We start from the raw sequence: 26,456 nt of genomic DNA on the forward strand, positions 1-26,456 counted from the left end.
GTGCCGACGGAATCGATGTCGAGGTGGTCATGAAACTCCGACGCATGGAGACGGGAGCAACCTCGCCAGACTCACACCGCCTGGAGGCGATAGGTCCGTTCTTCTCGGCAGCCGGCGCACCGCAACTCCACTCCCCGCCAGGGGCAGCTAGGACTCCCCATCGCCCACGTCCACCCGGCGCCGGCAGGCCAGCACCGTAGCTACGACGGCGTCGTTTCCGCGCACGACCCGCGGATCCACCCCATCCCCCCGAGCCACCTCGCGCCTCGCCGACCACCAGCGCCCGGTGTCGCCTTCCGCACGCCGCCGAAGGCGGCCAGAAACACAGCCGCCGCAGCCATCCGCTCGCAAACACCCCACGTCCGCACGCAGACCGGCAACCGAGACGGCGGCGATCCCACACCCCGCGAATCACCTCACACCTCGCCGACCACCTGCGACCGGCGGGGCCTTCCGTGCCCGCTGGAGGCGGCCAAGGAACAGTCGCTGTTCCCTTCGGCCCGCGGGAGCCTCGTGTCGTTGGAAGGGCGATCAACTGAGGCGGCGGCCTTTGCACTCATGCGTCCCGTGCTGCCACGTGGGCGGGTGGGGTGTTGGGGTCTTCTTCGAGGATGCCGATGGTTCTCAGGCGGGAGATGATGCCGCCTTCCTGGCGGCCGAGGGCTTCGGTGAGGTCTTCCAGGGAGGCGCCGTTGTTGTACATGTCGGTGAGGGTTTCGGTGTCTTCGGGGGTCCACTGGCGGAAGGCGTTCGGGGCGGTCTGGCGGGCCTTCTGGATCTTGCGGGTCATGGACTTGGGGTTGATGGGCTCCAGGGAGCGGATCCGGGACTGGCGGTGGCGGCCTACCTCCTCGCCTTTCTGCCAGAAGATCACCGCCCCGTTGTCGAAGGTCATCAGGTCGGCGGGGACGTCGCAGTAGTCGGCGTCGTCGAGCATCACGCGCATCATCTCGGGTTCCTCTTTCGGTTGGTCCTGAGGGATCTGGTCGGCAGAGAAGATGCCGCGATTCGCACTACCCCGGCCAAGCGATCTGAAAGCTGTGGACAACCGACCACACAATCAGTTTGCAAAATCCCTTTGCAAAGACTCTTTGCAGTCGTACAGTCGGGAGCATGAGCGACGAGAGCAGTAACGAGACGCCGCGGAACGTTCGGCTGGATCGGGAGCTGGTGCGGGCGTTGGCGCATCCGATGCGGAACCGGATCCTGGGGTTGCTCCGGGTGTACGGGCCGCAGACCGCGACCACCCTGGCCGGCCGGCTCGGGGTGAACACCGGGGCGACCAGCTACCACCTGCGGCAGCTCGCGGAGGCCGGTCTGGTGGCCGAGGACGACAGCCGGGGCAACGCCCGTGACCGGTGGTGGAAGGCGGCTCATCAGGGGACCGAGTTCGACAAGGCCGAGCTGCTGGACCAGGAGCCGGAGCTGGCGCTGGGATTCCTGCACGGTGTCGGGCAGTCGTACGCCGAGAACATCTTCAGCTTCATCGACGCGATGCAGACCATGCCGGCGGACTGGCGGGACGCGAGCGTGCTGTCGGACTACTTCTTCCACCTTCGCGCCGACCAGCTCGACGCGATGATGCAGGAGGTGATGGCGGTCCTGGAGAAGTACAAGACGCCCGACCTGACCGCTCCCCTGCCGGAAGGTGCCGAACAGGTCACCGTCCAGATCCAGGCGTTCCCCCGCGAGACGCGGTAGGAGGACCACTCGTGAGGCAGTCAAAGCCGCTGATCGCGTTCCTGGTGGCGAACGTGGTGTCGATCTGCGGGACCCGCGTCAGCGCGATCGCGATCCCCTGGTTCGTACTGATCACCACAGGTTCGCCCGTCAAGACCGGCATGGTCGCCCTGGCCGAGATGGCGCCGCTGGTCGTCGTGAAGGCCGTGGGCGGCCCGCTGATCGACAAGGTCGGCGCCCGTCGGATCAGCCTGCTGGCAGACACCGCCAGCACCGGTGTGGTCGCCCTGGTACCGCTCCTGCACACACTCGGTCTGCTGCACTTCCCAACGCTGCTGGTGCTCGTCGCGGTCGCCGGCGCGCTCAGGGGGCCAGGCGACTCCGCCAAGGAGACGCTGATCCCGGACATCGCCCGGGCCGCCCAGGTGCCGCTCGAGCGAGTGACAGGCCTGGAGAGTACGACAGAACGCCTGGCCGGCTTCTTCGCGTACGCATTGGCCGGCGGACTGATCACCCTCGTCGGTGCGGTCAACGCGCTGTGGATCGACGCCGCGTCGTTCGGCATCTGCGCCGTACTCATCGCCCGCTGGATCCCCAAGCAGGACAGGCAGCCGGTCAACAACGAGGAGGCGTACGGGCGGCGTCTGCTGGAAGGCTGGCAGTTCCTCCGCAGCGACAGGCTGCTGTTGCCGCTGGTGGTGATGATCGCCGTCACCAACCTGCTCGACGCGGCGACCAGCACCGTATTACTGCCCGTCTGGATCAGAGAGCACGGCTACGGACCCGGCCATACCAGCCTGATCCTCACATCGTTCAGCGTGACCGCAACGGCGTTCGCCCTACTCGCATCGGCGATCGGTGACCGCATCCCGCGCAAGCTCATCTTCACGCTGGCCTTCCTGATCGCCGGCGCACCGCGCTTCGTGGCAATGGCAACCGACGCACCGGTGTGGACGCTGATGGCCGTGTACGCCGTGGCCGGCATCGGCGCCGGCTTCATCAACCCGGTATTAGGTGCGATCCGGGTCGAACGCATCCCCAGCCACCTGCTCGGCCGCGTCAACTCGCTGTCCAATGCAGTCTGCTGGACCGGTGTGCCGCTGGGTGGTGTTGCGGCCGGTGCCGCGATCGCCGCGATCGGCCTGGCACCCGCACTGCTGGCCGGCGGTGCGATCTACCTGATCGCCACCATGTCCCCGGTGCTGATCGGCCGCCACGAGAACTGGAAAGCTACACCGGATCCGACGGGTCCTCCGGGAACGGCGGCAGATCCGGCTCGGGTGGCAGCCGGTGCGTCTTAGCCTTCGTGCTGTCGTCCACCGCGCGCCGCATGCGGTCCCGCTCCGCCCGCAGCAGCCCGAGCATCACCAGGTCCAGCAGCATGCCCCCGGCGGCCGCGAACTGTGTAGCGGCGAACTGGAAGACCTGCGTCATCAGCAAAGACACCAGGACCGCCAGCTCGAACAACCGGACCGCCCGCGCCCGGTTCGCCTTCCGCAAGGCCAGCGCACCGCGCACCGTGAAGGTTGCCGACAGCAAGCTCCCGGCCGTCACACCGAGCACCGGAAGCGTGTTGAGCCCATCTCCCAGCACGGCGGCGATGAGTAGCTCTCCGACCACCTGGATCGCCAGTACGGCGACCGCGACGGTCGGAGCCTTCGGGTGCGTGGCCAGCCGCTCGAAGCCGCGCTGCGCGACCTGCCAGGCAGCATCCACCGGAGCGGCCAGCTCCACCTCGTCCGGCGGGCAGGCAGCCAGCAGGTCGGCGGTCTCCCGCCGTCCGCTCACCTCCCGCGGTACCTGGCCCAGCAGCTCGGACGCCTCCGCACGCCGCCGGCGGGACAGGCCGCCCGCGACCCCCTCGACCGCGTGGTCGATGACGTTCGCCAGCTCCTCCCGCGGGTCGATCGGCCGCCGGGTGGTGAGGAAGCGGAAGCCCAGCACGATCAGCACGAAGACGATGTACACGATCGCCGCGGTCGGCTTGTAGAAGTAGTTGTTGTCCGAGGTGACGAACTTCCCGACCTCGTCGATGAACAGCCCGAACCCGATCCCGCCGATCGTCGCCGCGGCCGGCCGGACCACCGGTCCGACGTACCCCAGAAGCAGTGAGATCGCGACGAACATCAGCAGCCCGCCGGGCAGGACGTGCGCGATGTGCAGGCCCTTGCCACCGATCTGCGGGTAGCCGCTGAGGCTGAGCAGCAGCCGGGTGATCAGCACCGTCGCCACCCCGGACACCACGAACGTCGTCAGGTGCTCCCCGGACCGAACGTTGCGGACCATCCCGGCCCGCATCAGGTACGACGAACGTTCACCGGCGGAGGTGGTCATGCGGTGACGTTACCGGAGGAAGGCTGCCACCACGACGATGGCGACCAGGGCTGCCAGTACGAGGGAGGTCACCAGTCGGCGCGTGCGGGGGTCCACGAGGTCAGGGTAGGCGGAAGTTCCCGGCGAACAAGCCACCGGGGTCCACCCTCCGCTTGATCTCCCGTAGCCGGGCCAGGTCGTCCGGGCCGTAGCAGTCGTCCAGCGTGTTCCAGGCGGACAGCCCGGTCGGTATCTTCTGGCCGACTCGCCACGGCGACAAGGCCTCCTCGAGTGCCCGTAGTGCACGCTCACCGGGCTCCTGCTGGTCGGGTGTGCGTGCGATGGAAACAGCCAGGACCAGGTACGGCGCCTGGGGGTCGGCGGCTGCCACCCCGGGGTAAGAGCCGTCCTGGCCGGACCGTAGGTGTCGGATTACCACCTGGAAGAGCGGCGGCTTTCCGTGCTCCTGCAGCGTCTCGATCAGCTCGGGAGTGACCTCCTGGAACGGGCTGGTGATCAGCGACAACGCCTGCGGTGGCGTGGGCACCGAGTTGAAGTCAGCCACCTCACTTGGCTGGAGCGGGCGGATGTCCTCGGACACCGGCGTACCAGCTGCCCGCACGACCGCCAGCACGCGATCCAGGTCAGCGGAAGAAGCGTCCGGAGTGATCACGTCGACCATGCAGGCTGCTGTCGGATACTGAGCGAGGTAGGCCCACAACGTGACGTTCGCCGGCGCCTCACGGGTCGCCTGACCGTACGCCGTGAGCACCGCGCCCGCTTGCTCTATCGGAAAGATCAGCCGACCGCCCGTGATGGCGGGAGCGGGATGCAGGTCCAGCTCGACCGCCGTGACCACACCGAAGCTGCCGCCGCCACCACGCAACGCCCACATCAGGTCCGGATCATCAGCGTCGTCGATCCACCGGAGCTCCCCCGCCGCGTCAACGAGCTCAACAGCCCGCAGGCTCCCCGCACCGCTCCCGTACGGACGGGAGAACCAGGAGAAGCCACCGTTCAAGCAGTACCCAGCCACAGACACATTCGCCGACGAGCCGGGCAGTCCGGTGAGGTCAGTGCCGTTAAGCGCGGCCTGCAACGCTCCCCACCGCACACCGGCACCCACCCGCGCAGTGCGGGCGCTTACGTCGACAGAGAGCGAGTCCAACGCGTCCGTGCGTACGACGACCGTGCCGTCGAGCGCACGGGTCGCACCGTGTCCGCCGGCTTGGGCAGAGACCTGCAGGCCGCGCGTAGCGGCGTACTTGACGGCCTCCTCGACGTCGCCCGGCCCGGCAGCCTCTACGACCGCGGCCGGCTGCTGGTCGACGGAAAGGTTCCAGCCGCGCCGTACCTGGTCCCAGTCCGGGCTTTCCGGTGTTACGACTCGCCCCTGCACGGGTCAGACCAGGGGTTCCGGGCGGTGGACGCCGCGCGGGCGGTAGCCGAGCGCGTCCGACATGCCGAGGTAGTCGGACAGCAGCCAGATGATCGCCAGCCACATCTCCGTCCCCTGCAGACCGGGGATCGCGCGATCGTCGGTCCCGTCCGGCGCGAACGCGAACCCGGCACCGTCCACCCACCTGGGCAGGATCGCCCGCAGCTGCTGCTCGGCCCAGCGACGCGCCTCGGCCTCGCCGTACGACGTCTGCTTGCGCGCCAGCCACAGCGGGTGGATGACGTCGAGCACGTTGCAGGCGTTGTAGTTGTCGCCGGTGAACATCCGCTGGTCGTTGCTGTGCGCAAGCACCGTCGCGACGGCCTGCTCGGGGTACGGAAGCGGCAGGCCGAACTGCGCGTACGTGCCCCGGGTGAGGCGGTAGAAGCCGTTGACCACCTGCAGAAGGCCGTCGTCGGGATGCGGCGATCCCCACATGCCGGTCGAAGGATCGACGCGGGTGTGCAGCCAGCCCATCAGCAGCTCGAGGTGGCCGGGCTCGCCGCCGTGCTGCAGCGCCAGCGCCGTACCGAGCGCGTCGATCCCGCTGCCGGACGACCACGCCTTTCTTGCCCAGGGCAACTTGTCGAGGTCCTCGACCGTGAAGGTCGTGTCGATCGGGTGCTCGAAGCTGCTTCCGAGCAGCTGGAGCGCATACCCGACGCACAGCACGTGGTAGCTGGCAGGCCCTTCCAGGACAGCGAGTTCGGCGTCCGGCTGGTCCAGTGGTGGTACCAGTCCGGTCGCCGGATCCTGGTGTTCGCGGAGCCGGCGGACGAGGTCGTCGCGGGTGTGACCGGCCGGGGTACGGCGTACCAGCAGATCGGCGATCTCGACGGCGTCGCACCACGGGCGGATCTCCGGCGCGCGATCCTGCCCGGGGCGGTCGACGAAGCGCGTACCGTCCCAGCAGCGCGCGAGTACGTCGTCGGTCTGCGCGCGGGCCTTCGCGGCGAACGCGGTCAGCAGAGTGGGTAGGTCACCTGACATGGATGCTCCTGTCCGCGAGCGGAGGATGCGGGCGGGGTTGCCGGCCGCGACCGAGTTGGCCGGGATGTCCTTCGTGACGACCGCGCCGGCGCCGATGATGGTGTGCGGGCCGACCGTGACGCCGTCCAGGATCGTCACGTTCGACCCGATCCAGACGTCGTCGCCGATCGTGATGCCGAGCGCGGTGTGCGGCTGCTTGAAGATCGGCTCGCCCGGCGCCGTGCCGTGGTTGAACGCGAGCAGCGACGTGTGCGCGCCGATCCGGACGCCGTCGCCGATCGTCACCACGCCGCGAACGGCCGCGAACGGGTTGATCGTCGAGTCCGCGCCGAGCGCGATCCGGCCGGTGACGTAGGCGTGCGCGGCGATGTACGAACGCTCGCCCATCCGGAGCTCGTCGCAGTACACCGCGGCCGACTCGGCGACGTACACGTCGGCGGCCAGCTCGACCGACCCGCCGAGCCGGGCTTGCCGTTCGGACTGCCGGTCGCGCTCGGCGGCGGAGGCCTTCCGGGCGTACTCCCAGGGCAGGAAATCGAGGCGCAACGGCTCGTTCGGCAGCATGGGAAAACGCTATCCAAATCTCCTGGCCGGCGCCAGGCCCGAAATGCCGCTGCTAACCTCCGGTCTGACATGAACACTTTTCCGTCTGCGCGAGGGGTGGCCGGGCGATGACGACGAGCGGATCCGCTGCGGACGGTGACGCCGGCGGCGACGGCCCGGTCAACGGCACGCGCCGCAGCCACCGGGTCACGATCAGCGACCTCGCCCGTCGCCTGCACATCTCGAAAGCGTCGGTCTCGTACGCACTCAACGGCCGCGCCGGCGTCAGCGAGGAGACCCGGCAACGGGTGCTCGACCTGGCCGAGGAGCTCGGGTTCCACCCGAACTCCGCCGCGGTCGCGCTGTCCGCGAGCCGGACCCGGACGATCGGGATCGTGATCGCGCGGGAGCCCACGCTGATCTCCACCGAGGCGTTCTACATGCGCACGCTGGTCGGCATCGAGCAGTACCTGAACGAGGTCGACTCCTCGCTGCTGCTCCGGCTCACCGGCGAGCACGGCGAGGACCTCGACGTACTGCGGCGGTGGTCGCGGCAGGGGCGGGTCGACGGGTTCATCCTGTTCGACGAACTCGAGGACGACCAGCGGATCCCGCTGCTGAAGGAGCTCGGCGTACCGTGCGTCGTGGTCAGCTCGAACGAGCCGGACGACGAGGTCGGGCGGTTGATCAGCTCGTCGACGGAGACCGTCGACCTGATCCTCGATCACCTGGTCGAGCTCGGGCACACCGACATCGCGCACATCAGCGGACCGTTCACGTTCATCCACGAGCGGTCGCGCGTGCAGACGCTGCACCAGGTCGGGGTGCGGCGCGGGGTCACCGTGCGGCACATCGAGGGGAGCTACCGGTACGACGACGGGGCCGAGCTCACCCGGCAGTTGCTGACCGGGCCGAACCCGCCGACCGCGATCGTGCTCGGGAACGACCTGATGGCGGTCGCGGCGCTGCGGGTCGCGATGGATCTCGGTACGGCGGTGCCCGGGCAGGTGTCGGTGGTGGCGTGGGACGACTCGCCGCTGTGCGAGCTCGCGCGGCCCGGGATCACGGCGGTCGACCAGAAGACGATGGAGCGCGGGCGGGCGGCGGCGGATCTGCTGCTGCGGATCGTCACGGGGAACTCCCCGTTGCACGAAGAGGCGCCGGCGGGCGAGCTGCGGGTGCGCGAGTCGTCCGGTCCCGCACACTCATGACCTCCACAGTTTGAAGACTGTGTGAAATCAGGCGGTTCCGGTGTGTGTTGGATTGCGTTTTCCCTCGATGCGGTGAAGGTTTGTCGGGTCACGAGGTCGTAACGAACACGCTTCTACTGAACCGGTTAGGGTTTCGAAACTTAACCGGTTAGGTCAGGATGGGGCCGATCCGCCCCCGCAGGTCCGCGGGGGCTCGTAACGGGACGAGGGAGTCCGACGTGAGACTGCGTTCACTTGTAGCCGCGGTGGCTGCGACCGCCATGGGAGTCAGCCTCGCCGCCTGTGGTGGTGGCGACAAGAACGACTCCTCCGGCGGCAGTTCCGGGGACCAGACGCTGACCTACTGGGCCAGCAACCAGGGCACCAGCCTGGACAACGACAAGGAGGTGCTGACCCCGGTCCTGCAGAAGTTCACCCAGGACACCGGCATCAAGGTCAACCTCGAGGTGATCGGCTGGAACGACCTGCAGACCCGGATCCAGACCGCGATCACCTCCGGCCAGGCGCCGGACGTGGTCAACATCGGCAACACCTGGGCGGCCTCCCTGCAGGCCACCGACGCGTTCCTGCCGTTCGACGGCGACGCGATGACCGCGATCGGCGGCAAGGACAAGTTCGTGCCGACGGCTCTGGCGACCGGCGGCAAGGAAGGCACCGACCCGACCTCGGTCCCGCTCTACGGTCTGGCGTACGGCCTGTACTACAACAAGGCGATGTTCGCCGCGGCCGGCCTGCAGCCGCCGAAGACCTGGGAAGAGATGGTCACCGACGCGCAGAAGCTGACCATCCCCGCGAAGAAGCAGTGGGGAATGGCGATCGCGGCCGGCAGCTACACCGAGAACGTGCACTTCGCGTTCATCAACGCGGCGCAGAACAAGGCCGACTGGTTCAACAACGAGGGCAAGCCGACCTTCACCGGTGACGGCAACGTCCAGGGCGTGCTGCGGTACCTCGACCTGATGCAGAAGGACAAGGTCGCGAACCCGTCGAACGCGCAGTACGACAACGGCACCAAGTCCGTGAACGACTTCGCCACCAAGAAGGTCGCGATGGTCATCAACCAGAACAACGCGGACTCCTCGATCGTCGCCAACGGGATGAAGGCCGGCGAGTACGGCGTCGTGCCGTTCCCGGCTCCGTCCGGCGGCGAGCAGGTCGCCAGCCACGTGGCCGGCATCAACCTGTCGGTGTTCAAGAACACCAAGCACAAGGACGCGGCGCTGAAGTTCGTGAAGTACATGACCGACGCGACCACGCAGAGCACGCTGGACAAGCCGTTCTCCGCGCTGCCGGTGCTGAAGGACGCGAAGCCGAACTTCACCACCGACGCCGCCGAAGCCGCGACCTTCCAGGACATCTACAACACCAAGTCCAAGCCGCTGCCGCTGGTGCCGGCCGAGGACCAGTTCGAGAGCACCGTCGGCAAGGCGATGAACTCGATGTTCGCGAAGATCGCGACCGGCGGAACGGTGACCGCCGACGACGTGAAGGCGGCCCTGAAGACCGCCGAGGACCAGGTGGCGGCGAGCAGCTGACGATGGCCGTCGCAACCGAGACCGCGGCTCCGGCGCAGACCAAGCGCCGGGGCCGCCCCGAGCACCGTCCGGGGCTGAACCGGTGGCTGCCGTACGCACTGCTCGCCCCGGCCGTCCTGCTGGAACTGTTCATCCACATCATCCCGATGCTGGTCGGGATCTGGATGAGCTTCGTGAAGCTGACCAAGTTCTTCATCGCGAACTGGTCCTCCGCACCCGGCGCCGGGCTGAACAACTACAAGGTCGCGCTCGACTTCAACAACGCCGTCGGGCAGGGACTACTGAAGTCCTTCGGCGTCACGATCGTGTTCTCGCTGGTCACGGTCGCGTTCTCGTGGGTGCTCGGGATGGCGGCCGCGGTCGCGTTGCAGCCCGAGTTCCGCGGGCGCGGCGTCGTACGGACGCTGTTCCTGGTGCCGTACGCGCTTCCGGCGTACGCCGGGATCCTGACCTGGAACTTCATGCTCCAGCGTGACACCGGCGCGGTGAACCACGTGCTGAACCAGCTGCACCTGAGCGACGGCAAGACGTTCTGGCTGATCGGCGGCAACGCACTGGTCTCGCTGATCACGGTGGCCGGGTGGAAGCTGTGGACGTTCGCGTTCCTCACGCTGATGGCCGGTATGCAGAGCATCCCGCGGGATCTGTACGAGGCCGCGTCGGTCGACGGCGCCGGCAACATCCGGCAGTGGCGCAACATCACGCTGCCGTCGTTGCGCCCGGTCAACCTGGTGCTGGTACTCGTGCTGTTCCTGTGGACGTTCAGCGACTTCAACACGCCGTACGTGCTGTTCGGTACGGCGCAGCCGCCGGCCGGTGACCTGATCACGTTCCACATCTACAACGCGTCGTTCCTGACCTGGAACTTCGGCACGGGTGCGGCGATGTCCGTGCTGCTGCTGATCTTCCTGATGATCGTCACCGGCATCTATCTGCTCGTCACCGGCAGGAGGTCACGTCGTGCGTGAGACCAGAGGCTTCAAGATCTACCGCGGCGTCACGCTGACCGTGCTCGGGCTGTTCGTCCTGGTTCCGCTGTACGTGATGGTCACCTCGTCGCTGAAACCGCTGAAGGACGTGCAGGGCGCGTTCACCTGGTGGCCGTCGAACATCACGCTGGCGCCGTTCGTCGACATGTGGAAGACGGTGCCGCTGGCGAAGTACTTCGTGAACTCGACGATCGTGTCGGTGTCCGCGACGGTGTTCTCGGTGGCGATCGCGATCCTGGCCGCGTTCGCGGTGTCGCGGTTCAAGTTCCGCGGGCGGACGGTGTTCACCACGACGGTGCTGTCCACGCAGATGTTCCCGGGTGTGCTGTTCCTGCTGCCGCTGTTCCTGATCTTCGTGAACATCAACAACTCGTTCGGGCTGCAGTTGGTCGGGACGCGGCTCGGGCTGACCATCACGTACCTGACCTTCAGCCTGCCGTTCTCGATCTGGATGCTGGCGGGGTACTTCGACAGCATCCCGCGCGAGCTCGACGAGGCCGCGCTGGTGGACGGGTGTGGTCCGATGGGCGCGCTGTGGCGGGTCGTCCTGCCGGCGGCACGGCCCGGGGTGATCGCGGTGGCGATCTACTCGTTCATGACCGCCTGGGGCGAGGTCCTGTTCGCGTCGGTGATGACCACCGAGGCGAACCGCACGCTGTCGGTCGGCCTGCGGCAGTACTCGACGCAGACCAATATCTACTGGAACCAGATCATGGCCGCCGCGCTGGTGGTCAGCGTCCCGGTCGTCATCGGCTTCCTGCTCGCACAACGACACTTCGTCGCCGGTGTAACCGCCGGTGCGGTCAAATAGGACGCATGTACTTCGAGGACTACGTGCCGGGTGCTCGCGTCGAGCACCCGGCCACGATCACCGTCGACCAGTCCGCCGTCATCGAGTTCGCCGAGCAGTTCGACCCGCAGTACTTCCACGTCGACCCCGAGGCGGCGGCGGACGGCCCGTTCGACGGCCTGATCGCCAGCGGGTGGCACACGGCCGGCCTGATGATGCGCCTGTACGCCGACCAGTACCTCTCGAAGCACGCCAGCCTCGGCGGGCCCGGGGTCGACGAACTCCGCTGGCTCGCCCCGGTCCGCCCGGGCGATGTCCTCCGCCTGCGTACCGAAGTACTGGAAGCCCGCCCGAGCAAGTCGAAACCGGACCGCGGCCTGGTACGCACCCGCGCGGAGCTGCTCAATCAGGACGATGCGCTGGTCTTCTCCTGCATCGTGCTGAACTTCCTTCAGCTGAAGAGTTTCTCGCCCCAGTAGGAGCCGGGGGTGACGCCGGGTGGGCAGGCGAAGATGCCGGAGCCCACGTGGTGGATGTACTCGTTCATCTTGTCGTTCTTGGCCAGGCGGTTCTGGATCGGGATGAACTGTTTGCGCGGGTCGCGTTGGTAGGCGAGGAAGAACAGGCCCGCGTCCAGGCGGCCCAGACCGTCGGAGCCGTCGACGAAGTTGTAGCCGCGGCGGAGGAGTTCGGCGCCGTTGTTGAAGTCCGGGTGGGCGAGCCGGACGTGCGAGTCGGCCGGGACCTTCGGTTCGCCGTCGGCGTTCTTCGCGGTGAAGTCGATCGCGTCGAACTCGTCCGCCTTGCCCAGCGGAGCGCCGGTGCCCTTGCCGCGGCCGACGACCGCCTCCTGCTCGCCGAGCGACGTCCGGTCCCAGATCTCGATGTTCATCCGGATCCGCCGGGACACCAGGTACGAGCCGCCGACCATCCAGTCCGGGCCGTCCTCGGGCTGCACCCAGAGCTGCTGCTCGAGCTTCGCCGCGTCCTCGAGTTTGAGGTTGTTCGTGCCGTCCTTGAAGCCGAACAGGTTCCGCGGGGTCGCCTGCGCGCGGGACGTGGACGACGTACGGCCGAAGCCGAGCTGGGAGTAGCGGACGACCGTACGGCCGAAGCCGATGCGGGCGAGGTTGCGGATCGCGTGCACCGCCACCTGCGGGTCGTCGGAGCAGGCCTGTACGGCGATGTCGCCGTACGAGCGGGCTTCCTCGAGGTCGTCGCCGATGAAGTGCGGGAGGTCGACGAGAGCTTTCGGGCGTTTCGCCGCGAGGCCGAAGCGCTTGTCGAACAGGGACGGGCCGAAGCCGACCGTGATCGTCAGGTGCGCCGGGGGCAGGCCGACGGCCTCGCCCGTGTCCTCCGGGGGTGCTTCGTCCGGGCCGTTCACTGCGCCGTACTGGCCGATGTCACGCCCGGCGGTGAGCAGCGCGGCCGCGGCGGTCCATTCCTTCAGCAGCGCGACGAGCTCTTCGCGCTTGGTCGTCGTCACGTCGAACGCCGCGAAGTGCAGCCGGTCCTGCACCGGCGTGGTGATTCCCGCCTGGTGGGGCCCGTGAAACCCCACCGGCCCGTTGTCGTCCGCAGCCTGCGACTTGTCGGTGGCGAGCGCCGAGTGGGCGGCGTACCCGGCGACCCCGGTAGCAACAGCCGCACCCGCGGCCCCGAACAGGCCGCGCCGCGAAATCCCTTTGCTCTGTGTCATTTCTTTGCGATTACTCCGGCTACCTGACTGACGGGTTCGGCCAGGCCGTCTACTACTGCACCCAATGCCTTCTTCTCGGGCTCCGATGCCGTGTAGGGCTTGAAGCCGTCGCCCGTCCGGTACTTGTCCAGAGCGGTGAAGACCGTCTTGAAGTTGGTGTCGAGCTGGGTGACGAGTGCCGCGTCGCGGGTCTGCAGCGCCGGGCGGAGAGCCTGGATCGCCGCCTGCGAACCTTCGACGTTCGCCTGGAAGTCCCACAGGTCGGTGTGCGAGTAACGGTCCTCCTCGCCGGTGACCTTGCCGGTCGCGACCTCGTCGAGGAGTTCCTTCGCGCCGTTCGCCAGCTGCAGCGGCGTGAGCTTCACGACCTTCGCCTTCGCCACGACCGTCTTCACGTCGGTGAGCAGCTGGTCGGCGTACTTCTCCATCCCCTTGGTGGTGCCGGAGACCCACAAGGCCTGCTCGATCCGGTGGTACCCGGTCCACTCGGTGCCGGACTCGACGTCGTTCACCCGGGCGTCGATCTTCGGGTCCAGGTCGCCGAACGACTCCGCGACCGGCTCGATCCGCTCCCAGTACGTCCGCGACACCGGGTACAGCGCCTTCGCCTTGGCCACGTCGCCGGCCTTCACCGCGGCGGTGAACTCGGCCGTCTTCTGCTCCAGCGCGACCGCCTGCGAGTTCACGTACCGCTGGTAGCTCTCGGTCGCCTGCTTCAGCAACGCGTCCTCGGAGGTCTGCGCGGGAGCGTCACCGGTGACGGTGAGGTCGCCGCGGATCCCGTCGCCGACCATCCCGGGCTTGCAGACCGCCTGGTACTTCCCGGTCGGCAGCTCGACGATCAGGTCCCGCTTCAGGCCCGGCCCGATGTTCTCGACCTCGCCCATCACCCGGTCGCCGTCGGCGTACACGTAGAACTCGGTGACCTTGCTGCCGCTGTTCGACACCGAGAAGGTGCTGGTGCCGGACTTCACGTCCCGGCGGCTGAGGTCGCACCCCGAGTCGGTCGCCTTCACCGACACCGGTCCGGTGCCGTCGTCCTTCGCCGCCGCGTCGTTCTTCGCACACGCGCTGAGCGCGGCGAGACCGATGACGACACCAACGATCGAGGCCTTGCGGCCGATTGACGCAGACATGTCTCTCCTGAGATTCAGGCCGCTTTGTGAGCGGTCGTCGCCGGCACGGCAGGCGAGGTGGGACTCTTCACCGGGCGGAAGTAGAGGAACAGCACCGGCACGAGATAGACGGCCCATGCGGTCGCTTCCAGCACGGTGGGTGCCGGGTTGAAGTTGAAGATGCCCTTCAGCAGTACGCCGTACCAGCTGGCCGGCGGGACCACGTGCGAGATGTCGAACGCGAGGTGGCCGATCCCGGGCAGGATGCCGGCTTCCTGCAGGTCGTGGAAGCCGTACGCGAAGATGCCGGCCGCGACCAGTACGAGCACCGCGCCGGTCCACTTGAAGAACACCGCGAGGTTGATCTTCACCGCGCCCCTGTAGATCGCGATCCCGAGCAGCACCGAGGTGGCCAGGCCCAGCAGGACGCCGATCAGCGGTACGGCGGTGGTCGCCGTGGCGGCGGACGCGTACACGATGAACGCGGTCTCGATGCTCTCCCGGAAGACCGCGAGGAAGGCCAGGATGACGACCGCGCGGGAACCGACCTCGAGGGCCTGGCCCATCCGGTCGCGGAGCTCCTTCGCGATGCTCCGGGACGCCTTCCGCATCCAGAAGATCATCCAGGTGACGAAGCCGACCGCGAGGATCGACATCACGCCGCCGACGGTCTCCTGGGTGGTGAACGACTTCGCGGTCAGCGCGGTGACGAACTGCAGCAGACCCCAGGCGGCGGCCGCCACGGCGAGGGCCGTGGCGACACCGATCCAGACCAGTTTGAGCCGGTCCCGGTGCCCGGACTTGACCAGGAACGTCGCGAGGATGCTGACCACCAGCGAGGCCTCGAGTCCTTCACGGAGTCCGATCAGATAGTTCGCGAGCATGGCGGGACACTTTCGTCTTCTTAGGTACGGCTAACCTTGATGAGGTTAGCCTAAGAAGTCCCATTCGCCTACCGTGACGTACGCCGCACTGTGGCCCGGGCCCTCGCCCAGCCGGGACTCGATCAGCTGCAGACTGCCCGCCGTCCACGCCGGGCTCTCGTAGTTGTCGAAGATCCGCACCCACTTGGTGACGTCCAGTTGCCGGCGCAGCCGCGCGAGCGTCAGGTGCGGCGTGAACTTCCGCCCCTCGACCTCGATCCCGGCCCGGTTCGCCGCGGCCCGGGTGGTCATCGACAGGTGCTTGAGTGACTCCGTGTCGTCGCGGACCCCGGCGTACAGCACCCGCGCGTCCGGTACGCCGGGGAACGCGCCGGCTCCGGCGATCCGCAACTCGAACGGCCGCTGCCGCCCCGCGGCCCGCTCCAGCCGCTCCTCCAGCTCCTCGGTCTTCCAGTCCGGCACGTCACCGAGGAACGCGAGCGTGATGTGCCAGTGATCGTCCGACGCCCAGCGGATGTCCTCGTCCGGATGCTCCCGGCGCGGCTCGACGAACTTGTCCAGATCCTCCACAACTTCGGTTGGTGGCACCACGGCCACGAACAATCGCATCCCAAAATGCTAACGGTGGTGGAAACTGCATTTCATGGAACTCAAGCTGCCGTCACCGTGCCTGGTGATCCTGGTCGGGCCCGGCGCGTCCGGGAAGTCGACGTGGGCGGCGGAGCACTTCGCGCCGGAGCTGATCGTTTCCAGCGATCGGTTGCGGGCATTGGTGGGGTCCGGGGAGGACGACATCGCGGCCAGTACGGACGCTTTCGCGTTGCTGGAAGAGGTGGTGCGGCAGCGGATCGGGCGCGGGTTGACGACTGTTGTCGACACGCTCGGGTTGGATCGTGAGCGGCGGGTCGGGTGGTTGGCGGCGGCTCGTGGGGCGGGGCTGGCATGTGTCGCGGTCGGGTTCGACACCCCGGCTGAGGAGTGCCGGCGGCGGAATCGGGAGCGGGCGGCGAAGCGGATACCGGCTGATGCGCTGACGGCTCAGCTCAGGTCGTGGCGGCGGGTGAAGGAGGAGCTGGCAGCGGAGGGGTACGACGACGTACTCGAGCCGACTGCCGCGCGGGTGGTGCCGACAGCGTTCGTCGGATCGGATGCGGCGCAGACCCGGCAATCGGAAGCTCCGGTCGGGCTGCGGTTCGGTCTGCAGCTGAGCAGCTACACCCATCCCGGCGGCCGGGCGGCGACGGCGACCTGGCTGCGCGAGGTGGCCGGACGAGCGGAGGCGGCCGGGTTCGACTCGATCTACGTGATGGATCACTTCCGGCAGATTCCGCAGGTCGGGCGAGCCTGGGAGGACTTCCTGGAGAGCTGGACGACGCTCGCGTACCTGGCTGCTTCGACGACGCGGGTGCGGCTGGGAACGCTGGTTTCCGGCATCACCTATCGAAACGTCGCACATCTCGGCAAGATCGCGGCCACGCTGGACGTGCTGAGCGGCGGGCGGGCGGTGTGTGGCGTCGGGCTGGCATGGTTCGAGGCCGAACACAAGGCGTACGGCTGGCCGTTTCCCTCGCTCTCGGACCGCTACGCCTTGCTCGAGGATGCCCTGCAGCTGCTTCCCGTCTTATGGGGCCCAGGCAACAAACCTTTCCACGGCAAGGTGCTGGAGGTGCCGGACACCACTTGTTATCCCCGTCCCCTGCAAGAGCATCTGCCTTTGCTGGTTGGCGGAAGCGGACCCAGGACCCTCCGCCTGGCAAGCCGCTACGCGGACGCGGTGAACGTCTTCGGCGACGTGTCCGCCGTACGCGAACGAGCAAAGCACCTGACGAAGCCGATCGAACTGACACACCTCTCCACAACCCTCGTAGCAAAGGACCGCAATCAACTCGACCAGCTGATCCGCGCCCTCCGCCCCCGCAACGTCAGCCCAGAGAAGTACGCCGCATCGGTCAACGCAGGCACGATCGACGACCAGATCGGCCGCTTCCGCGAACTCTCCGAAGCCGGCGTATCCGAGGTAATGATCACCCTCCCCGACCTCAACACAATCGAGACGGCCGCCGAGGTGATCTCAGCATTCCGGATGTAGTCCGAGTTTGCGGAAGGCACCCTCAGGCAGGCGGCACCGGAGTGGCCAGGTGAACCGCGACGGGGTTGCAGCTACGGCTTCCGCGCCTGCTGGCGCAGCACAAGCAGGCATCGGGCCACCTGAACCGGCCAACTGACGACGAAAAGCGCCCACAGGCCCGCCAGCAGCAACAGCGGCCGACCGCGCAACTCGTCCAACTCTGCGGGACTGCGGCGAATCAAGGTTCGCGGAAGTACGACGAAGGCAGCACCTCCGCCAGCGAGTAGGTACAGCAGCCCCCAGAGCCACGGGTTATTTGGGTCCAGCACGCCAGACGTCCCTCTCTCCTTGGTACGGCGGAGCGGCGCGGACGCAGGGATCAACACGCCGCCCCACCGGGTCTACGACCTACGCATCAAGCCACTCAACCCCCGACTTGTCGCGGTGGTGTCCGCGGTGCCACTGGAGGACGCACGGAGCTCCGGTCTTCGGGTGCTCTCCGTCGCACGGTTCGTTCGCGACCTCTTGTGCAGATCGCATCTCCGGCCACCCATCACCGGCCGGAACCGGCGCGGGTGGCAGCGGCTGTGGGCTCCGACCTGTCCACTCGACCCCGTCACTCATGGTCACAGGCTGCCGCGTTCCGCGCACAGAGGGCAGAGTTCCCGCGTATCCCTCGGCATGAGGAGACAGGGATACGCGCATGGGTAACACTGGGAACATGACGTTCGGCAGTCGGCTACGTGAGTACCGTGACCATCGCGGGTGGTCGCTGGCGGAGCTTGCTCGCGCAACGAACTTCAGTCGCAGCTATCTGTCGAACATCGAGAATGGGCGCAAGACACCGACCGAGCACCTCGCCCGCGCATGTGACGCGGCGCTCCGCGCGAAAGGCGCGCTCATTGCCGCCGCGCGAGGCGCCGATGTTCTCCGCCTCGAGCAAACACCATGGCAAACCGCCGAACTGGTGCAACGCATGCGCGCCAGCGACACGACTGCCGACACCCTCGAAGTCCTGCACTCCACCGTCCAGGAGCTGTGCTGCCAGTACAACCGCCGCGACGCTCTGGAACTACGCCAAGAGGCGCACGAGTGGCTGAAGCGCGTGACGGCTCTCCTGAGCCGCCCGGTCGGGCTGAAGGCACATCAGGACCTGTTGGTTGCCGGAGGTTACCTTGCACTCCTCGCCGGATGCGTCGAGTACGACCTCGGCCTGATGACCGCGGCCGAGTCGACCCGTGTTGCCGCGCAGCAGCTCGGTGAGGAGGCCGGGCACCCGGAGATCATTGGCTGGGGGCATGAGATGACGGCGTGGTTCGCGCTCACGCAAGGTCGCTTTCCCCAGGCGGTCGCTGCCGCGCGCCGCGGTCAGGCAGCGGCGGGTACGTCGAGTGTGCACGTCCAGCTGATCGCCCAGGAGGCCAAGGCCCGTGCTCGCCTCGGTGAGTCCGGGCTGGCTGATCTCCTCGCCGAGGGCCGCGCGATGCTCGACGGCATGCCGTACCCCGACCGCCCGGACAACCACTTCAAGATCGACCCTGCGAAGTGGGACTACTACGCGATGGACGTCCACCGGATGGCCGGAGACGACGACCTCGCCGGCGACTACGCCCGCGCGGTCATCCGCGACAACACCGCACCCGACGGCACGGAGCTGAGCCCGATGAGGATTGCCGAGAGCCGCCTCACCCTCGCGTTCGTGGCCGGCCGCGACGGCGACCTGGAACAGGCCGTCAGCCTCGGTCGCGAAGGCCTGAAGGACGGCCGCCAGAGCCGCGTGCACCTCTACATGATCGCCCACGAACTGAACCACGAACTGCGAAGCCGCTACGCCGGCGAACCACTCGTACAGGACTTCGGCGAGTCACTCCGCACCGGATGACACCGAACGCATCAACCTGAACACCGGTCGAGGCAGTTGAGTCCGGTGTAGGGCTCGGGACATCCCCCGGGGTCGTTGTTCGGCTCGTCCCCAGTTGCGGATGTGGCTGTCCGCTCAGTTGCACACCCTGAACTGCGAAGAGCCAGTGAAGCCGGCGACCACTCTAAATCTCTTGTACTTGTTCTTCTTCTTTCTCCTTTTCGTCTCCTTTCCCTTAGTTCTTCGGGTGTACGTCGAGCTTGAGGAGGGCGTTTTCGATTAGTTCGGGCATGGCGGGGTGGATCCAGTACTGGTTGCGGGCCATGGTGTGGGCGTCGAGGCCGAAGGACATGGCCTGGATGACTGGCTGGATGAGCGTGGGGGCTTGGGGGCCGATGATGTGGCAGCCGAGGAGTTGGGCGGTGGTCGGGTCGGCCAGGACCTTGGCGAAGCCGGTGGTGTCCTCCATCGCCCAGCCGTAGGCGATGTCGGCGTACCGCTGGATCGCTGTCACGTAAGGGATGCCGCGTTCCTGGGCCTGCGCCTCGGTGAGGCCGACGGAGGCGATCTGGGGTGAGCTGAAGACGGCGTGCGGGACGAAGCGGTGGTCGGACTCGATGCGGTCGTCAGGGTTCAGGAGGTTGTGCTTGACCACCCGGGCCTCGTGGTTCGCGACGTGCTTCAGTTGGTGCGGGTTCGTCACGTCGCCGAGCGCGTAGATGCCTTCGACGTTTGTCTGCTGGTACTTGTCGACCACCACGCGGCCGGCGCCGTCGACGTCGACGCCGGTCGCGGCGAGGTTCAGCAGGTCCGAGTTCGGTTCGCGGCCGACCGCGATCAGCAGCTCGTCGACGACCAGTACGTCGGTGCCGTCGGGGTGCAGCATCTTGATCAGCACCGTCCCGTCGTCCTGCCGGGCGACGTGCACGGTCTCGTGATTCAGCCGTACGTCGTACTTCTGCTGCGCGATCTCCGTGTACCGCGCGGCCACCTCCGCGTCCTCGGAGCGGAGCAGCTCCTCGGACCGGGCGACGATCGTCACCTCGACGCCGAACGCCCCGAAGACATGGGCGAACTCGGCCGCGACGAACCCGCTGCCGATGATCGCGATCCGGGGCGGCAGCTCGTCGAGCCGCATGATCGTGTTCGAGGTGTGGTACCCGGTCTCCTCGAGTCCCGGGATCGGCGGCACGATCGGCCGGCTGCCGGCGGCGATCACGAACCGCTCGCCGCTGAACACGCTGGTCGAGCCGTCCTTGTTGTCGACGGTCAGCTCCTTGAAGCCGGTGAACCGCCCGGTGCCGTCGTACATGTGCACGTTCGCATCGTGGTGCCGGTACTCCGAGCCGCCCGCGGAGATCGGGTCGATCCGGCCGAAGATCCGGTCCCGGACGTCGGTCCAGCGGACGTCCAGCAGCTGCTCGTCGACGCCGTACCGCGAGCTCACCGACGGCGTCGCGGCGACGTCGGCGGCATGCACGAACATCTTGGTCGGGATGCAGCCGAAGTTCAGGCAGGTGCCGCCGAACGTCCCGCGTTCGACGATCGCCACCTTCTGGTCCGCGAACCGCCGGTTCACGATCGTGTTCCCGGATCCGGTCCCGATGACGACGAGGTCGTAAGTGGTCACACCCCATTGTGCGCGTTACAGCCCAGAACCTGCGGTGGACCTGCGGACCGGGGAGGATGGGTGGGTGACAGGTGGTGAGCTGGCGAGCACGAGCGGCACGGTCGTCTGGGACGGCGTCGGAACCCTACGGATGCGGTACGACGGGACGCAGCCGGGGCTCGATCCGCTGACCGCGGCGCTGCGGACCCGGCTGGGCGAACGGGTGCTGCCGGTCGAGGCACTGCAGTCGGTGGAGGTCGGCGGGAACGGCCTCCGTCTGGTACTGCGGGACGGCGCCGATCCGCTGCAGGAGGTCGGCGGCGTGGAGGTCTTGGGCGACCTCTACGACTTCCCGGGCGTGGACCCGGAGCAAGCGGAGCGGGTCGCCGGGGAGATCCGCCGCACACTCGCCCGCCGCGACGTACCGGTCGCGGCCGCGCGCTGGTTGCTGGCGCCGCCGCCCGCGCCGGACCGGATCAGCGGGCGGGACGCGAAGCTGTCGGTGGCGAACGGACAGCTCACGTTCACGTACGAACTCCGCGCCGGGCGCCGGAAGAAGGCGTACGGCAACCCGTGGTCGGTGCCCCTGGCCACGATCCTCGACGTGCAGTGGCGCCCGGAGCAGGGCGGGCTCGGCGGCCGCGGCTACCTGCGGATCGGCACCGACCGGACGCCACTCGACCGCCCGAAGCCGAAACACGACCCGGCCGCGATGGTCAGCGAGCGGGACACCGACCTCGACGTACTGTTCTTCGCGGCGCGCCTGCTGACCCGGATCCGCCCCTAGGCGACCCGGGGGCTCGTCGGGGCCGCGTCGACGGCGGCCTTGTCGCCGAGGAGCTCGGTCTGCGGGAGTACTTCCAGGTGCGGGCGCGGCAGCAGCCGCGGGCGGATCGCCAGGCCGCGCTTGTGCGAGAAGTACAGCACCGACCCGACGGCGCCGAGCACGGTCAGCCCGCCGCCGACGATCAGCGAGGACCGGGCGCCGAACTCCTGCCCGATCCAGCCGATGAACGGTGACCCGATCGGCGTACCGCCCATCAGGACCGTCATGTAGAGCGCCATCACCCGGCCGCGCATGGTCGGCTCGATGCTCAGCTGCATGGTGGCGTTCGCCGAGGTCAGCATGGTCAGCGAGGTCAGCCCGACCAGCGGCAGCACCAGCGCGAACGTCAGGTACGTCGGCATCAGCGCGCTGACGATCTCGAAGAGACCGAACAGCACCGCGGCGCCGATCACCAGCCGGGCGCGGATCCGGACCCGGCGGGCCGCCAGCAGTGCGCCGGCCAGCGAGCCGATCGCCAGCACCGAGCCGAGGATGCCGTACTCCCCCGCGCCCTTGTGGAACGCCTGGGTGGCCATCAGCGCCGAGGTCAGCTGGAAGTTCAGGCCGAAGGTGCCGGCGAAGAAGACCGCGACCAGCACCATCATCAGCTCAGGCCGGCGCCACAGGTAGCGCATGCCGTCCCGGATCATGCCCTTGTCGCGCGCCGCGGGCTTCGGCGTGTGCAGCTCGGCGACCCGCATCAACCGCAGGGACAGGATGACGGCGGCGTAGGTGAACCCGTTGATCAGGATCACCGGACCGGTGCCGATCCAGTTGATCAGCAGACCGGCCAGCGCCGGGCCGAACAGCCGGGCGGCGTTGAAGGAGGCGGAGTTCAGCCCGACGGCGTTGGACAGCTCGTCACGGCCGACCATCTCGACCACGAACGCCTGCCGGGTCGGGGCGTCGAAAGCCGTGCCGACACCGAACAGCAACGCCAGCAGGTACACATGCCAGGGCTGGACGACGCCGGCGATCGTGAGCCCACCGAGGACCAGCGCGACGCTCGCCATCGCGATCTGCGTGACGGTCAGCACCTGCCGCTTCGGGAAGCGGTCGGCGACCAGGCCGGCGTACGGCCCGAACAGCAGGGCCGGCAGGAACTGCAGGCCGGTGACGATGCCCAGCGCCGTCCCGGAGTGGGTCAGCTCCAGGACCAGCCAGTCCTGGGCGACACGCTGCATCCAGGTGCCGACGTTCGAGACGATCGCACCGCTGGCGTAGAGACGGAAATTTCGGACTTTGAAGGCACGGAAGGTGGGGCTCATCGAGCCGCCAGCCGTTCCAGAACGGGTGCTGCCTTGCGCAGGATGTCGCGCTCCTCGGGGGTCAGTTGCTTCAGTTTGGTCTGCAGCCACTCGTCGCGGCGCCGGCGGTTCGCCAGGATCAGCTCGTCGGCGCGGTCGGTCAGCTCGACGACGATCTGCCGCTTGTCGGTGGGATGCGGGCGGCGGACCACCAGGCCCGCCTCCTCCATGTTGGTCACGATCCGCGTCATCGACGGCGGCTTGACCTGCTCGTGGCCGGCCAGCTCGCCGATCGTCATCGCGTCGTGCTTGGACAGCGCGCCGAGCACACTGAGCTGGTTCGCGGTGAGGTCGTGACCGGGCTCGCGCTGCCGGCGGATCTGCCGGGACAGCCGCAGGGTCGACGACCGGAGGGCGCTCGCCAGCCCGACGTCACTCTTCACCTGCTGCGCTACGACCTCGGGCATGTCTTTACCTTAACTCATTACCTTTGCTAACTAAAAACGCTCGCCACCGGGGCGGTATTCCCGGGCCGCTAGAGTTCCGGGCATGAATGCCCAGCTGGAGCGGTACGAGCAGCGCTTCCGGCGCGCGGGGCTGCCGCTGTTCATCGAGGACTTCTCGCCGACGCACGACATCTTCACGCGGGCGGCGCCGCTGCTCGTGGTGGTGTTCCTGGTCGAGATGCTCGGCGCCACCTCGCTGGACTGGCACTGGTGGCAGAACCTGCTGGCCGCGCTCGGCGGGCTGGTGGCGCTGGTGGTCGGGTTCGGCCTGCTGAACGGGTTCCGCGGCCGGCCGTTCTGGTCGCTGCCGACCCGCTTCGGCATCCCGGAGCTGGCGGTGTTCGTGTTCCTCCCGGCGCTGCTGCCGGTCGTCACCCAGGAGCAGCTCCGCCAGTTCTTCGGGATCGCGCTCGCCAACCTGGTGCTCGTCGGCATCGTGTACGTCGTGATCGGCTACGGCCTGATCGCGACGACGTACTGGGGTCTCCGGCGGCTCGCGACCGAGCTCGGGAACTCGGTGGCCAGCCTGGTCCGCGCCCTCCCGCTGCTGCTGGTCTTCTCGCTGGTCCTGTTCGTGACCGCGGACATGTGGCAGGTCTTCGGCGGCATGCCGGCCGCGTTCATCGTGCTCCTGATGGTCGCGTTCACCGCACTGAGCACGCTTTTCCTGCTGATCCGGCTGCCGCGCGAGGTGGACGCGATCGAGCGCGACGCCGGCTCCGGGCCGCCGCTGCGCCGGAGCCAGCGGATGAACCTGAGCATCAGCCTGGTGATCCGGCAGTGGATGCAGGTTCTGGTGGTGAGCGCCGGCGTCGGGCTGTTCTTCGTCGGGTTCGGGATGCTCGCGATCAGCCAACACGTCTACGACCAATGGGGTGTCACGCCTGGCGCCTGGTCGTACGAGATCACGTTGATGCACCACCCGCTGCTGGTCAGCGCGTCGCTGGTCAAGGTCGCGGTCGGGATCGCGAACTTCACCGGCCTCTACTACTCGATCGCGCTGCTCACCGACTCGACGTTCCGCACCGACTTCCTCGACAACGTCGGTGCGGAACTCCGCGACCTGTTCACGGCGCGGGCGGAGTACCTGGCGCTGCGGGAGTCAAGTGGTCTGACAGGAACGCCAGCTCCGAGCGCATGAGGCCGACCGCGGCTTCGTTGCCGGCCATGTGGGTGACGTTCGACAGCGGCAGGACCTGGTGCGGGCGGCCGGCTGCGGTGAGTGCCGCCGACAGCCGGAGCGTGTGGGCCGCGAACACGTTGTCGTCGGCGAGGCCGTGGACGAGGAGCAGCGGGCGGCGGAGGCCGGCGGCGTACGTCATCAGCGACAGGCGGTCGTAGACCTCGGGGTTGTCGGCCGGGTGCCCGAGGAAGCGCTCGCGCCAATGGGTGTCGTACAGGCGCTGGTCGGCCGGCGCCGCGCCTGCCACAGCGGCGTGGAAGTCGTCGGGGCGGAGCATGACGGCGGCCGCGGCGAGCAGGCCGCCGTAGCTCCAGCCGCGGATACCGACCCTGCTGAGGTCGAGTGCTCCGGTCTGTTCGGCAGCTGCGTGCAGTGCGGTCACCTGGTCCTCGAGCGGCGCCGTCAGGTTGTCGAGGTGCACGGTCTTCTCCCACGCCGGCCCGCGTCCCGGCGTACCGCGGCCGTCCGCGATCACGACCGCGAACCCGTGCTCCGCGAACCACTGCGCGGTTGCGAACGCCCCACTCGACCGGCGCATGACCAACTGCATCGCGGGACCGCCGTACGGCGCCATCAGCACCGGGAGCGTCCCGCCGTCGTACCACGACGGGAGGAGGACCGCGGTGCGCAGTTCGAGCGTGCCCGCGCGCAGCCAGGTGATGTTCGGCGTGACGACCGGCTCGGCGGCGCGGGACTCGATCGTCTGGTCCGGCTGACCGTTTCGGCGTACGACGAAGGACCGGTGCGTCTCGGTGTTCGACTCGACGAGGAGGGTGTCGCCGGTGCGGGTCGCGGTGTGGGTGCCCGGTTCGTCGGTGAGCCGGCGGAGCGTGCCGTCGTACCGCCAGAGGTGGCTCTCGGTCGGCTCGTCGCTTGCCTCGAACAGCACCTCCTCCCCGGTCACGTCGACGACAGCGCGGAGTTGCAGACCGTTCGGCGTGACCGGTACGCCGTCGATCGCCAGCCGACGGGTGTCGCCGTCGTCCACGGGGTGCACGAGCTTCCCGGACGACGTACGGGCGGGCGTACCGCGGATCAGCTCGACCCACGCCGGGTCCCGCTGCTCGTGCAGAAGCTTGGTCACGCCGGTGTCGGGATCACCCGCGAGGACCTGGAGCGTCCGCTGGTCGCGGGACTGGACGGCGAGCAGCGGGCCGTGCGCGTCCCACGTCACCGCGGCGAGATACTCGTACGCCGCCCGGTCCCAGCGCAGCTCGACCGCGCCGCCGGTGAGGTCGAACGCGTGCAGCGTGACCATCGCGTTCGGCGTACCCGCGGCCGGGTACGCGACCTCGCGGGGCAGGCGGTCCGGGTTCGCCGGGTCGGCGATCCACCAGCGCTGCACCGGGGTCTGGTCGACGCGGGCCGCGAGCAGCCGGGTACCGTCCGGCGACCACCAGTACCCGCGGGTCCGGCCCATCGACTCCGCGGCCACGTGTTCGGCAAGACCCCACCCGACCTCGGGGTCCTCGTCCGCGGCCACAGTGACGTCGTTGCCGTCGGCAAGATCCACGACGTGCAACTGCCGGCCGGTGACGTACGCGACCCGGCAGCCGGTCGGGTCGATCCGCGGGTCCACCACCCGGCCCGCGGTCCAGATCTCGCGGGGCAACGCGGCCGGCCCGTCGAGGTGGTAGAGCACGCCCTGGAGCGCGAAGACGATCTGCCGGGCGGTCCGGTCGGCGGAGTACGCGACGATGCCCGAGGTCCGTACGCGGGTACGTTCCCGCCGTACCCGCTCCGCCTCTGGCAGGACGCCGTCGGCGTGCAGGTCCTCCGGCGCGACCACGAGCTGTTCCTCGCCGTTCGCTGTGAGTTGCCACAGGCAACTGGCGCGGTCCTCCGGGCCGGTGGTCCGGAGGAACAGCACCTGCTCTTCACCGACGGTGAAGGACTTGGGCAGGCCGTGGGTGAAGCGGCCGGTGCGTGCGGATTGGGCGGGGAAGTCCTCGAGCGGGTCCACCCT

The 26,456-nt window shown here is 68.3% G+C and carries 23 protein-coding genes; 11 read left to right on the top strand and 12 right to left on the bottom strand.

The window, feature by feature from the left end:
- Window positions 1–556: 556 nt before the first annotated feature.
- Window positions 557–937, bottom strand: coding sequence for a hypothetical protein (locus AB0M51_RS33570; RefSeq protein ID WP_363751938.1), 381 nt, complete (start codon window positions 935–937; stop codon window positions 557–559).
- 176 nt (window positions 938–1,113) lie between these two features.
- On the opposite strand from AB0M51_RS33570, the gene AB0M51_RS33575 reads away from it, so the two are divergent.
- Complete coding sequence (locus AB0M51_RS33575; RefSeq protein WP_344192106.1) at window positions 1,114–1,701, top strand: helix-turn-helix domain-containing protein; 588 nt, start codon at window positions 1,114–1,116, stop codon at window positions 1,699–1,701.
- Window positions 1,702–1,712: 11 nt separating this feature from the next.
- Window positions 1,713–2,981 (top strand): MFS transporter, encoded by a 1,269-nt coding sequence (locus AB0M51_RS33580; RefSeq protein WP_363751942.1) that lies wholly within the window; start codon window positions 1,713–1,715, stop codon window positions 2,979–2,981.
- Here the strand turns inward: AB0M51_RS33580 and AB0M51_RS33585 are convergent.
- From AB0M51_RS33585 to AB0M51_RS33595, 3 genes are all read right to left on the bottom strand, one after another.
- Window positions 2,911–4,014, bottom strand: a complete 1,104-nt coding sequence (locus tag AB0M51_RS33585; protein ID WP_344192102.1) for a hypothetical protein — start codon at window positions 4,012–4,014, stop codon at window positions 2,911–2,913. The two genes, AB0M51_RS33580 and AB0M51_RS33585, sit on opposite strands and share 71 nt — an antisense overlap.
- Window positions 4,015–4,114: 100 nt before the next feature.
- The gene (locus AB0M51_RS33590; protein ID WP_344192100.1) at window positions 4,115–5,392 is read right to left on the bottom strand and encodes an FAD-binding oxidoreductase; all 1,278 of its coding nucleotides are present in this window, start codon (window positions 5,390–5,392) and stop codon (window positions 4,115–4,117) included.
- A 3-nt stretch (window positions 5,393–5,395) separates the two neighbouring features.
- Window positions 5,396–6,985 carry an acyltransferase gene (locus tag AB0M51_RS33595; RefSeq protein WP_363751948.1) on the bottom strand — a complete coding sequence of 530 codons (1,590 nt, stop codon included), beginning with the start codon at window positions 6,983–6,985 and terminating at the stop codon, window positions 5,396–5,398.
- Between the two features lie 107 nt (window positions 6,986–7,092).
- Here AB0M51_RS33595 and AB0M51_RS33600 point away from each other — a divergent pair, with 107 nt between their 5' ends.
- The 5 genes from AB0M51_RS33600 (at window position 7,093) to AB0M51_RS33620 (ending at window position 11,968) form a co-directional block, all read left to right on the top strand.
- On the top strand, window positions 7,093–8,175 hold the full coding sequence (locus tag AB0M51_RS33600) for a LacI family DNA-binding transcriptional regulator (RefSeq protein ID WP_344192096.1): 1,083 nt from the start codon (window positions 7,093–7,095) through the stop codon (window positions 8,173–8,175).
- Between the two features lie 218 nt (window positions 8,176–8,393).
- Window positions 8,394–9,710, top strand: coding sequence for a sugar ABC transporter substrate-binding protein (locus tag AB0M51_RS33605; protein ID WP_344192094.1), 1,317 nt, complete (start codon window positions 8,394–8,396; stop codon window positions 9,708–9,710).
- 2 nt (window positions 9,711–9,712) lie between these two features.
- Entirely contained in the window at window positions 9,713–10,678 is a 966-nt protein-coding gene (locus tag AB0M51_RS33610) for a sugar ABC transporter permease (RefSeq protein ID WP_344192092.1), read from the top strand.
- Window positions 10,671–11,510, top strand: coding sequence for a carbohydrate ABC transporter permease (locus AB0M51_RS33615; protein WP_344192090.1), 840 nt, complete (start codon window positions 10,671–10,673; stop codon window positions 11,508–11,510). The genes AB0M51_RS33610 and AB0M51_RS33615 overlap by 8 nt, the downstream gene beginning before the upstream one ends.
- 5 nt (window positions 11,511–11,515) lie before the next feature.
- On the top strand, window positions 11,516–11,968 hold the full coding sequence (locus tag AB0M51_RS33620) for a MaoC family dehydratase (protein WP_344192088.1): 453 nt from the start codon (window positions 11,516–11,518) through the stop codon (window positions 11,966–11,968).
- Here AB0M51_RS33620 and efeB read toward each other — a convergent pair.
- From efeB to thpR, 4 genes are read right to left on the bottom strand one after another with little or no spacing between them, the layout of a single operon-like run.
- On the bottom strand, window positions 11,941–13,191 hold the full coding sequence (efeB, locus tag AB0M51_RS33625; RefSeq protein WP_344192086.1) for an iron uptake transporter deferrochelatase/peroxidase subunit: 1,251 nt from the start codon (window positions 13,189–13,191) through the stop codon (window positions 11,941–11,943). The genes AB0M51_RS33620 and efeB overlap by 28 nt on opposite strands.
- A complete protein-coding gene (gene efeO / locus AB0M51_RS33630) occupies window positions 13,188–14,327 on the bottom strand; it encodes an iron uptake system protein EfeO (RefSeq protein WP_344192084.1) in 1,140 nt (379 codons plus the stop codon). Before efeO ends, efeB begins: the two co-directional genes overlap by 4 nt.
- Before the next feature lie 14 nt (window positions 14,328–14,341).
- Window positions 14,342–15,190 carry an iron uptake transporter permease EfeU gene (gene efeU / locus AB0M51_RS33635; RefSeq protein WP_344192082.1) on the bottom strand — a complete coding sequence of 283 codons (849 nt, stop codon included), beginning with the start codon at window positions 15,188–15,190 and terminating at the stop codon, window positions 14,342–14,344.
- A gap of 45 nt (window positions 15,191–15,235) precedes the next feature.
- Window positions 15,236–15,799 carry an RNA 2',3'-cyclic phosphodiesterase gene (thpR, locus tag AB0M51_RS33640; RefSeq protein ID WP_344192080.1) on the bottom strand — a complete coding sequence of 188 codons (564 nt, stop codon included), beginning with the start codon at window positions 15,797–15,799 and terminating at the stop codon, window positions 15,236–15,238.
- Window positions 15,800–15,833: 34 nt separating this feature from the next.
- Here thpR and AB0M51_RS33645 point away from each other — a divergent pair, with 34 nt between their 5' ends.
- Complete coding sequence (locus tag AB0M51_RS33645; RefSeq protein ID WP_344192078.1) at window positions 15,834–17,279, top strand: LLM class flavin-dependent oxidoreductase; 1,446 nt, start codon at window positions 15,834–15,836, stop codon at window positions 17,277–17,279.
- 682 nt (window positions 17,280–17,961) lie between these two features.
- Window positions 17,962–19,140 (top strand): helix-turn-helix transcriptional regulator, encoded by a 1,179-nt coding sequence (locus tag AB0M51_RS33650; RefSeq protein ID WP_363751959.1) that lies wholly within the window; start codon window positions 17,962–17,964, stop codon window positions 19,138–19,140.
- A gap of 214 nt (window positions 19,141–19,354) precedes the next feature.
- Here the strand turns inward: AB0M51_RS33650 and AB0M51_RS33655 are convergent, their stop codons facing one another.
- Window positions 19,355–20,749: a mycothione reductase gene (locus AB0M51_RS33655; RefSeq protein ID WP_344192075.1), complete on the bottom strand. Its 1,395-nt coding sequence runs from the start codon at window positions 20,747–20,749 to the stop codon at window positions 19,355–19,357.
- Between the two features lie 64 nt (window positions 20,750–20,813).
- Here AB0M51_RS33655 and AB0M51_RS33660 point away from each other — a divergent pair, with 64 nt between their 5' ends.
- Window positions 20,814–21,515 carry a DUF4429 domain-containing protein gene (locus tag AB0M51_RS33660; protein WP_344192072.1) on the top strand — a complete coding sequence of 234 codons (702 nt, stop codon included), beginning with the start codon at window positions 20,814–20,816 and terminating at the stop codon, window positions 21,513–21,515.
- On the opposite strand, the gene AB0M51_RS33665 is transcribed toward AB0M51_RS33660, so the two are convergent.
- Window positions 21,512–22,822: an MFS transporter gene (locus AB0M51_RS33665; RefSeq protein WP_344192070.1), complete on the bottom strand. Its 1,311-nt coding sequence runs from the start codon at window positions 22,820–22,822 to the stop codon at window positions 21,512–21,514. The genes AB0M51_RS33660 and AB0M51_RS33665 overlap by 4 nt on opposite strands.
- Complete coding sequence (locus AB0M51_RS33670) at window positions 22,819–23,268, bottom strand: MarR family transcriptional regulator (protein ID WP_344192068.1); 450 nt, start codon at window positions 23,266–23,268, stop codon at window positions 22,819–22,821. The genes AB0M51_RS33665 and AB0M51_RS33670 overlap by 4 nt, the downstream gene beginning before the upstream one ends.
- Before the next feature lie 82 nt (window positions 23,269–23,350).
- Here AB0M51_RS33670 and AB0M51_RS33675 point away from each other — a divergent pair, with 82 nt between their 5' ends.
- Window positions 23,351–24,448: a hypothetical protein gene (locus AB0M51_RS33675; RefSeq protein WP_344192066.1), complete on the top strand. Its 1,098-nt coding sequence runs from the start codon at window positions 23,351–23,353 to the stop codon at window positions 24,446–24,448.
- Here AB0M51_RS33675 and AB0M51_RS33680 read toward each other — a convergent pair.
- Window positions 24,375–26,453 (bottom strand): prolyl oligopeptidase family serine peptidase, encoded by a 2,079-nt coding sequence (locus AB0M51_RS33680; protein WP_363751965.1) that lies wholly within the window; start codon window positions 26,451–26,453, stop codon window positions 24,375–24,377. The genes AB0M51_RS33675 and AB0M51_RS33680 overlap by 74 nt on opposite strands.
- Between the last annotated feature and the right edge of the window lie 3 nt (window positions 26,454–26,456).

It is taken from the genome of Kribbella sp. NPDC051137, assembly GCF_040682535.1.
GTDB lineage: Bacteria > Actinomycetota > Actinomycetes > Propionibacteriales > Kribbellaceae > Kribbella > Kribbella karoonensis.

Coding starts and splice junctions, on each gene's coding strand:
- AB0M51_RS33570 (WP_363751938.1), bottom strand. CDS start 937: ATGCTCGACGACGCCGACTACTGCGACGTCCCCGCCGACCTGATGACC.
- AB0M51_RS33575 (WP_344192106.1), top strand. CDS start 1,114: ATGAGCGACGAGAGCAGTAACGAGACGCCGCGGAACGTTCGGCTGGAT.
- AB0M51_RS33585 (WP_344192102.1), bottom strand. CDS start 4,014: ATGACCACCTCCGCCGGTGAACGTTCGTCGTACCTGATGCGGGCCGGG.
- AB0M51_RS33595 (WP_363751948.1), bottom strand. CDS start 6,985: ATGCTGCCGAACGAGCCGTTGCGCCTCGATTTCCTGCCCTGGGAGTAC.
- AB0M51_RS33600 (WP_344192096.1), top strand. CDS start 7,093: ATGACGACGAGCGGATCCGCTGCGGACGGTGACGCCGGCGGCGACGGC.
- AB0M51_RS33610 (WP_344192092.1), top strand. CDS start 9,713: ATGGCCGTCGCAACCGAGACCGCGGCTCCGGCGCAGACCAAGCGCCGG.
- AB0M51_RS33620 (WP_344192088.1), top strand. CDS start 11,516: ATGTACTTCGAGGACTACGTGCCGGGTGCTCGCGTCGAGCACCCGGCC.
- efeB (WP_344192086.1), bottom strand. CDS start 13,191: ATGACACAGAGCAAAGGGATTTCGCGGCGCGGCCTGTTCGGGGCCGCG.
- efeO (WP_344192084.1), bottom strand. CDS start 14,327: ATGTCTGCGTCAATCGGCCGCAAGGCCTCGATCGTTGGTGTCGTCATC.
- efeU (WP_344192082.1), bottom strand. CDS start 15,190: ATGCTCGCGAACTATCTGATCGGACTCCGTGAAGGACTCGAGGCCTCG.
- thpR (WP_344192080.1), bottom strand. CDS start 15,799: ATGCGATTGTTCGTGGCCGTGGTGCCACCAACCGAAGTTGTGGAGGAT.
- AB0M51_RS33645 (WP_344192078.1), top strand. CDS start 15,834: ATGGAACTCAAGCTGCCGTCACCGTGCCTGGTGATCCTGGTCGGGCCC.
- AB0M51_RS33650 (WP_363751959.1), top strand. CDS start 17,962: ATGGGTAACACTGGGAACATGACGTTCGGCAGTCGGCTACGTGAGTAC.
- AB0M51_RS33665 (WP_344192070.1), bottom strand. CDS start 22,822: ATGAGCCCCACCTTCCGTGCCTTCAAAGTCCGAAATTTCCGTCTCTAC.
- AB0M51_RS33670 (WP_344192068.1), bottom strand. CDS start 23,268: ATGCCCGAGGTCGTAGCGCAGCAGGTGAAGAGTGACGTCGGGCTGGCG.
- AB0M51_RS33675 (WP_344192066.1), top strand. CDS start 23,351: ATGAATGCCCAGCTGGAGCGGTACGAGCAGCGCTTCCGGCGCGCGGGG.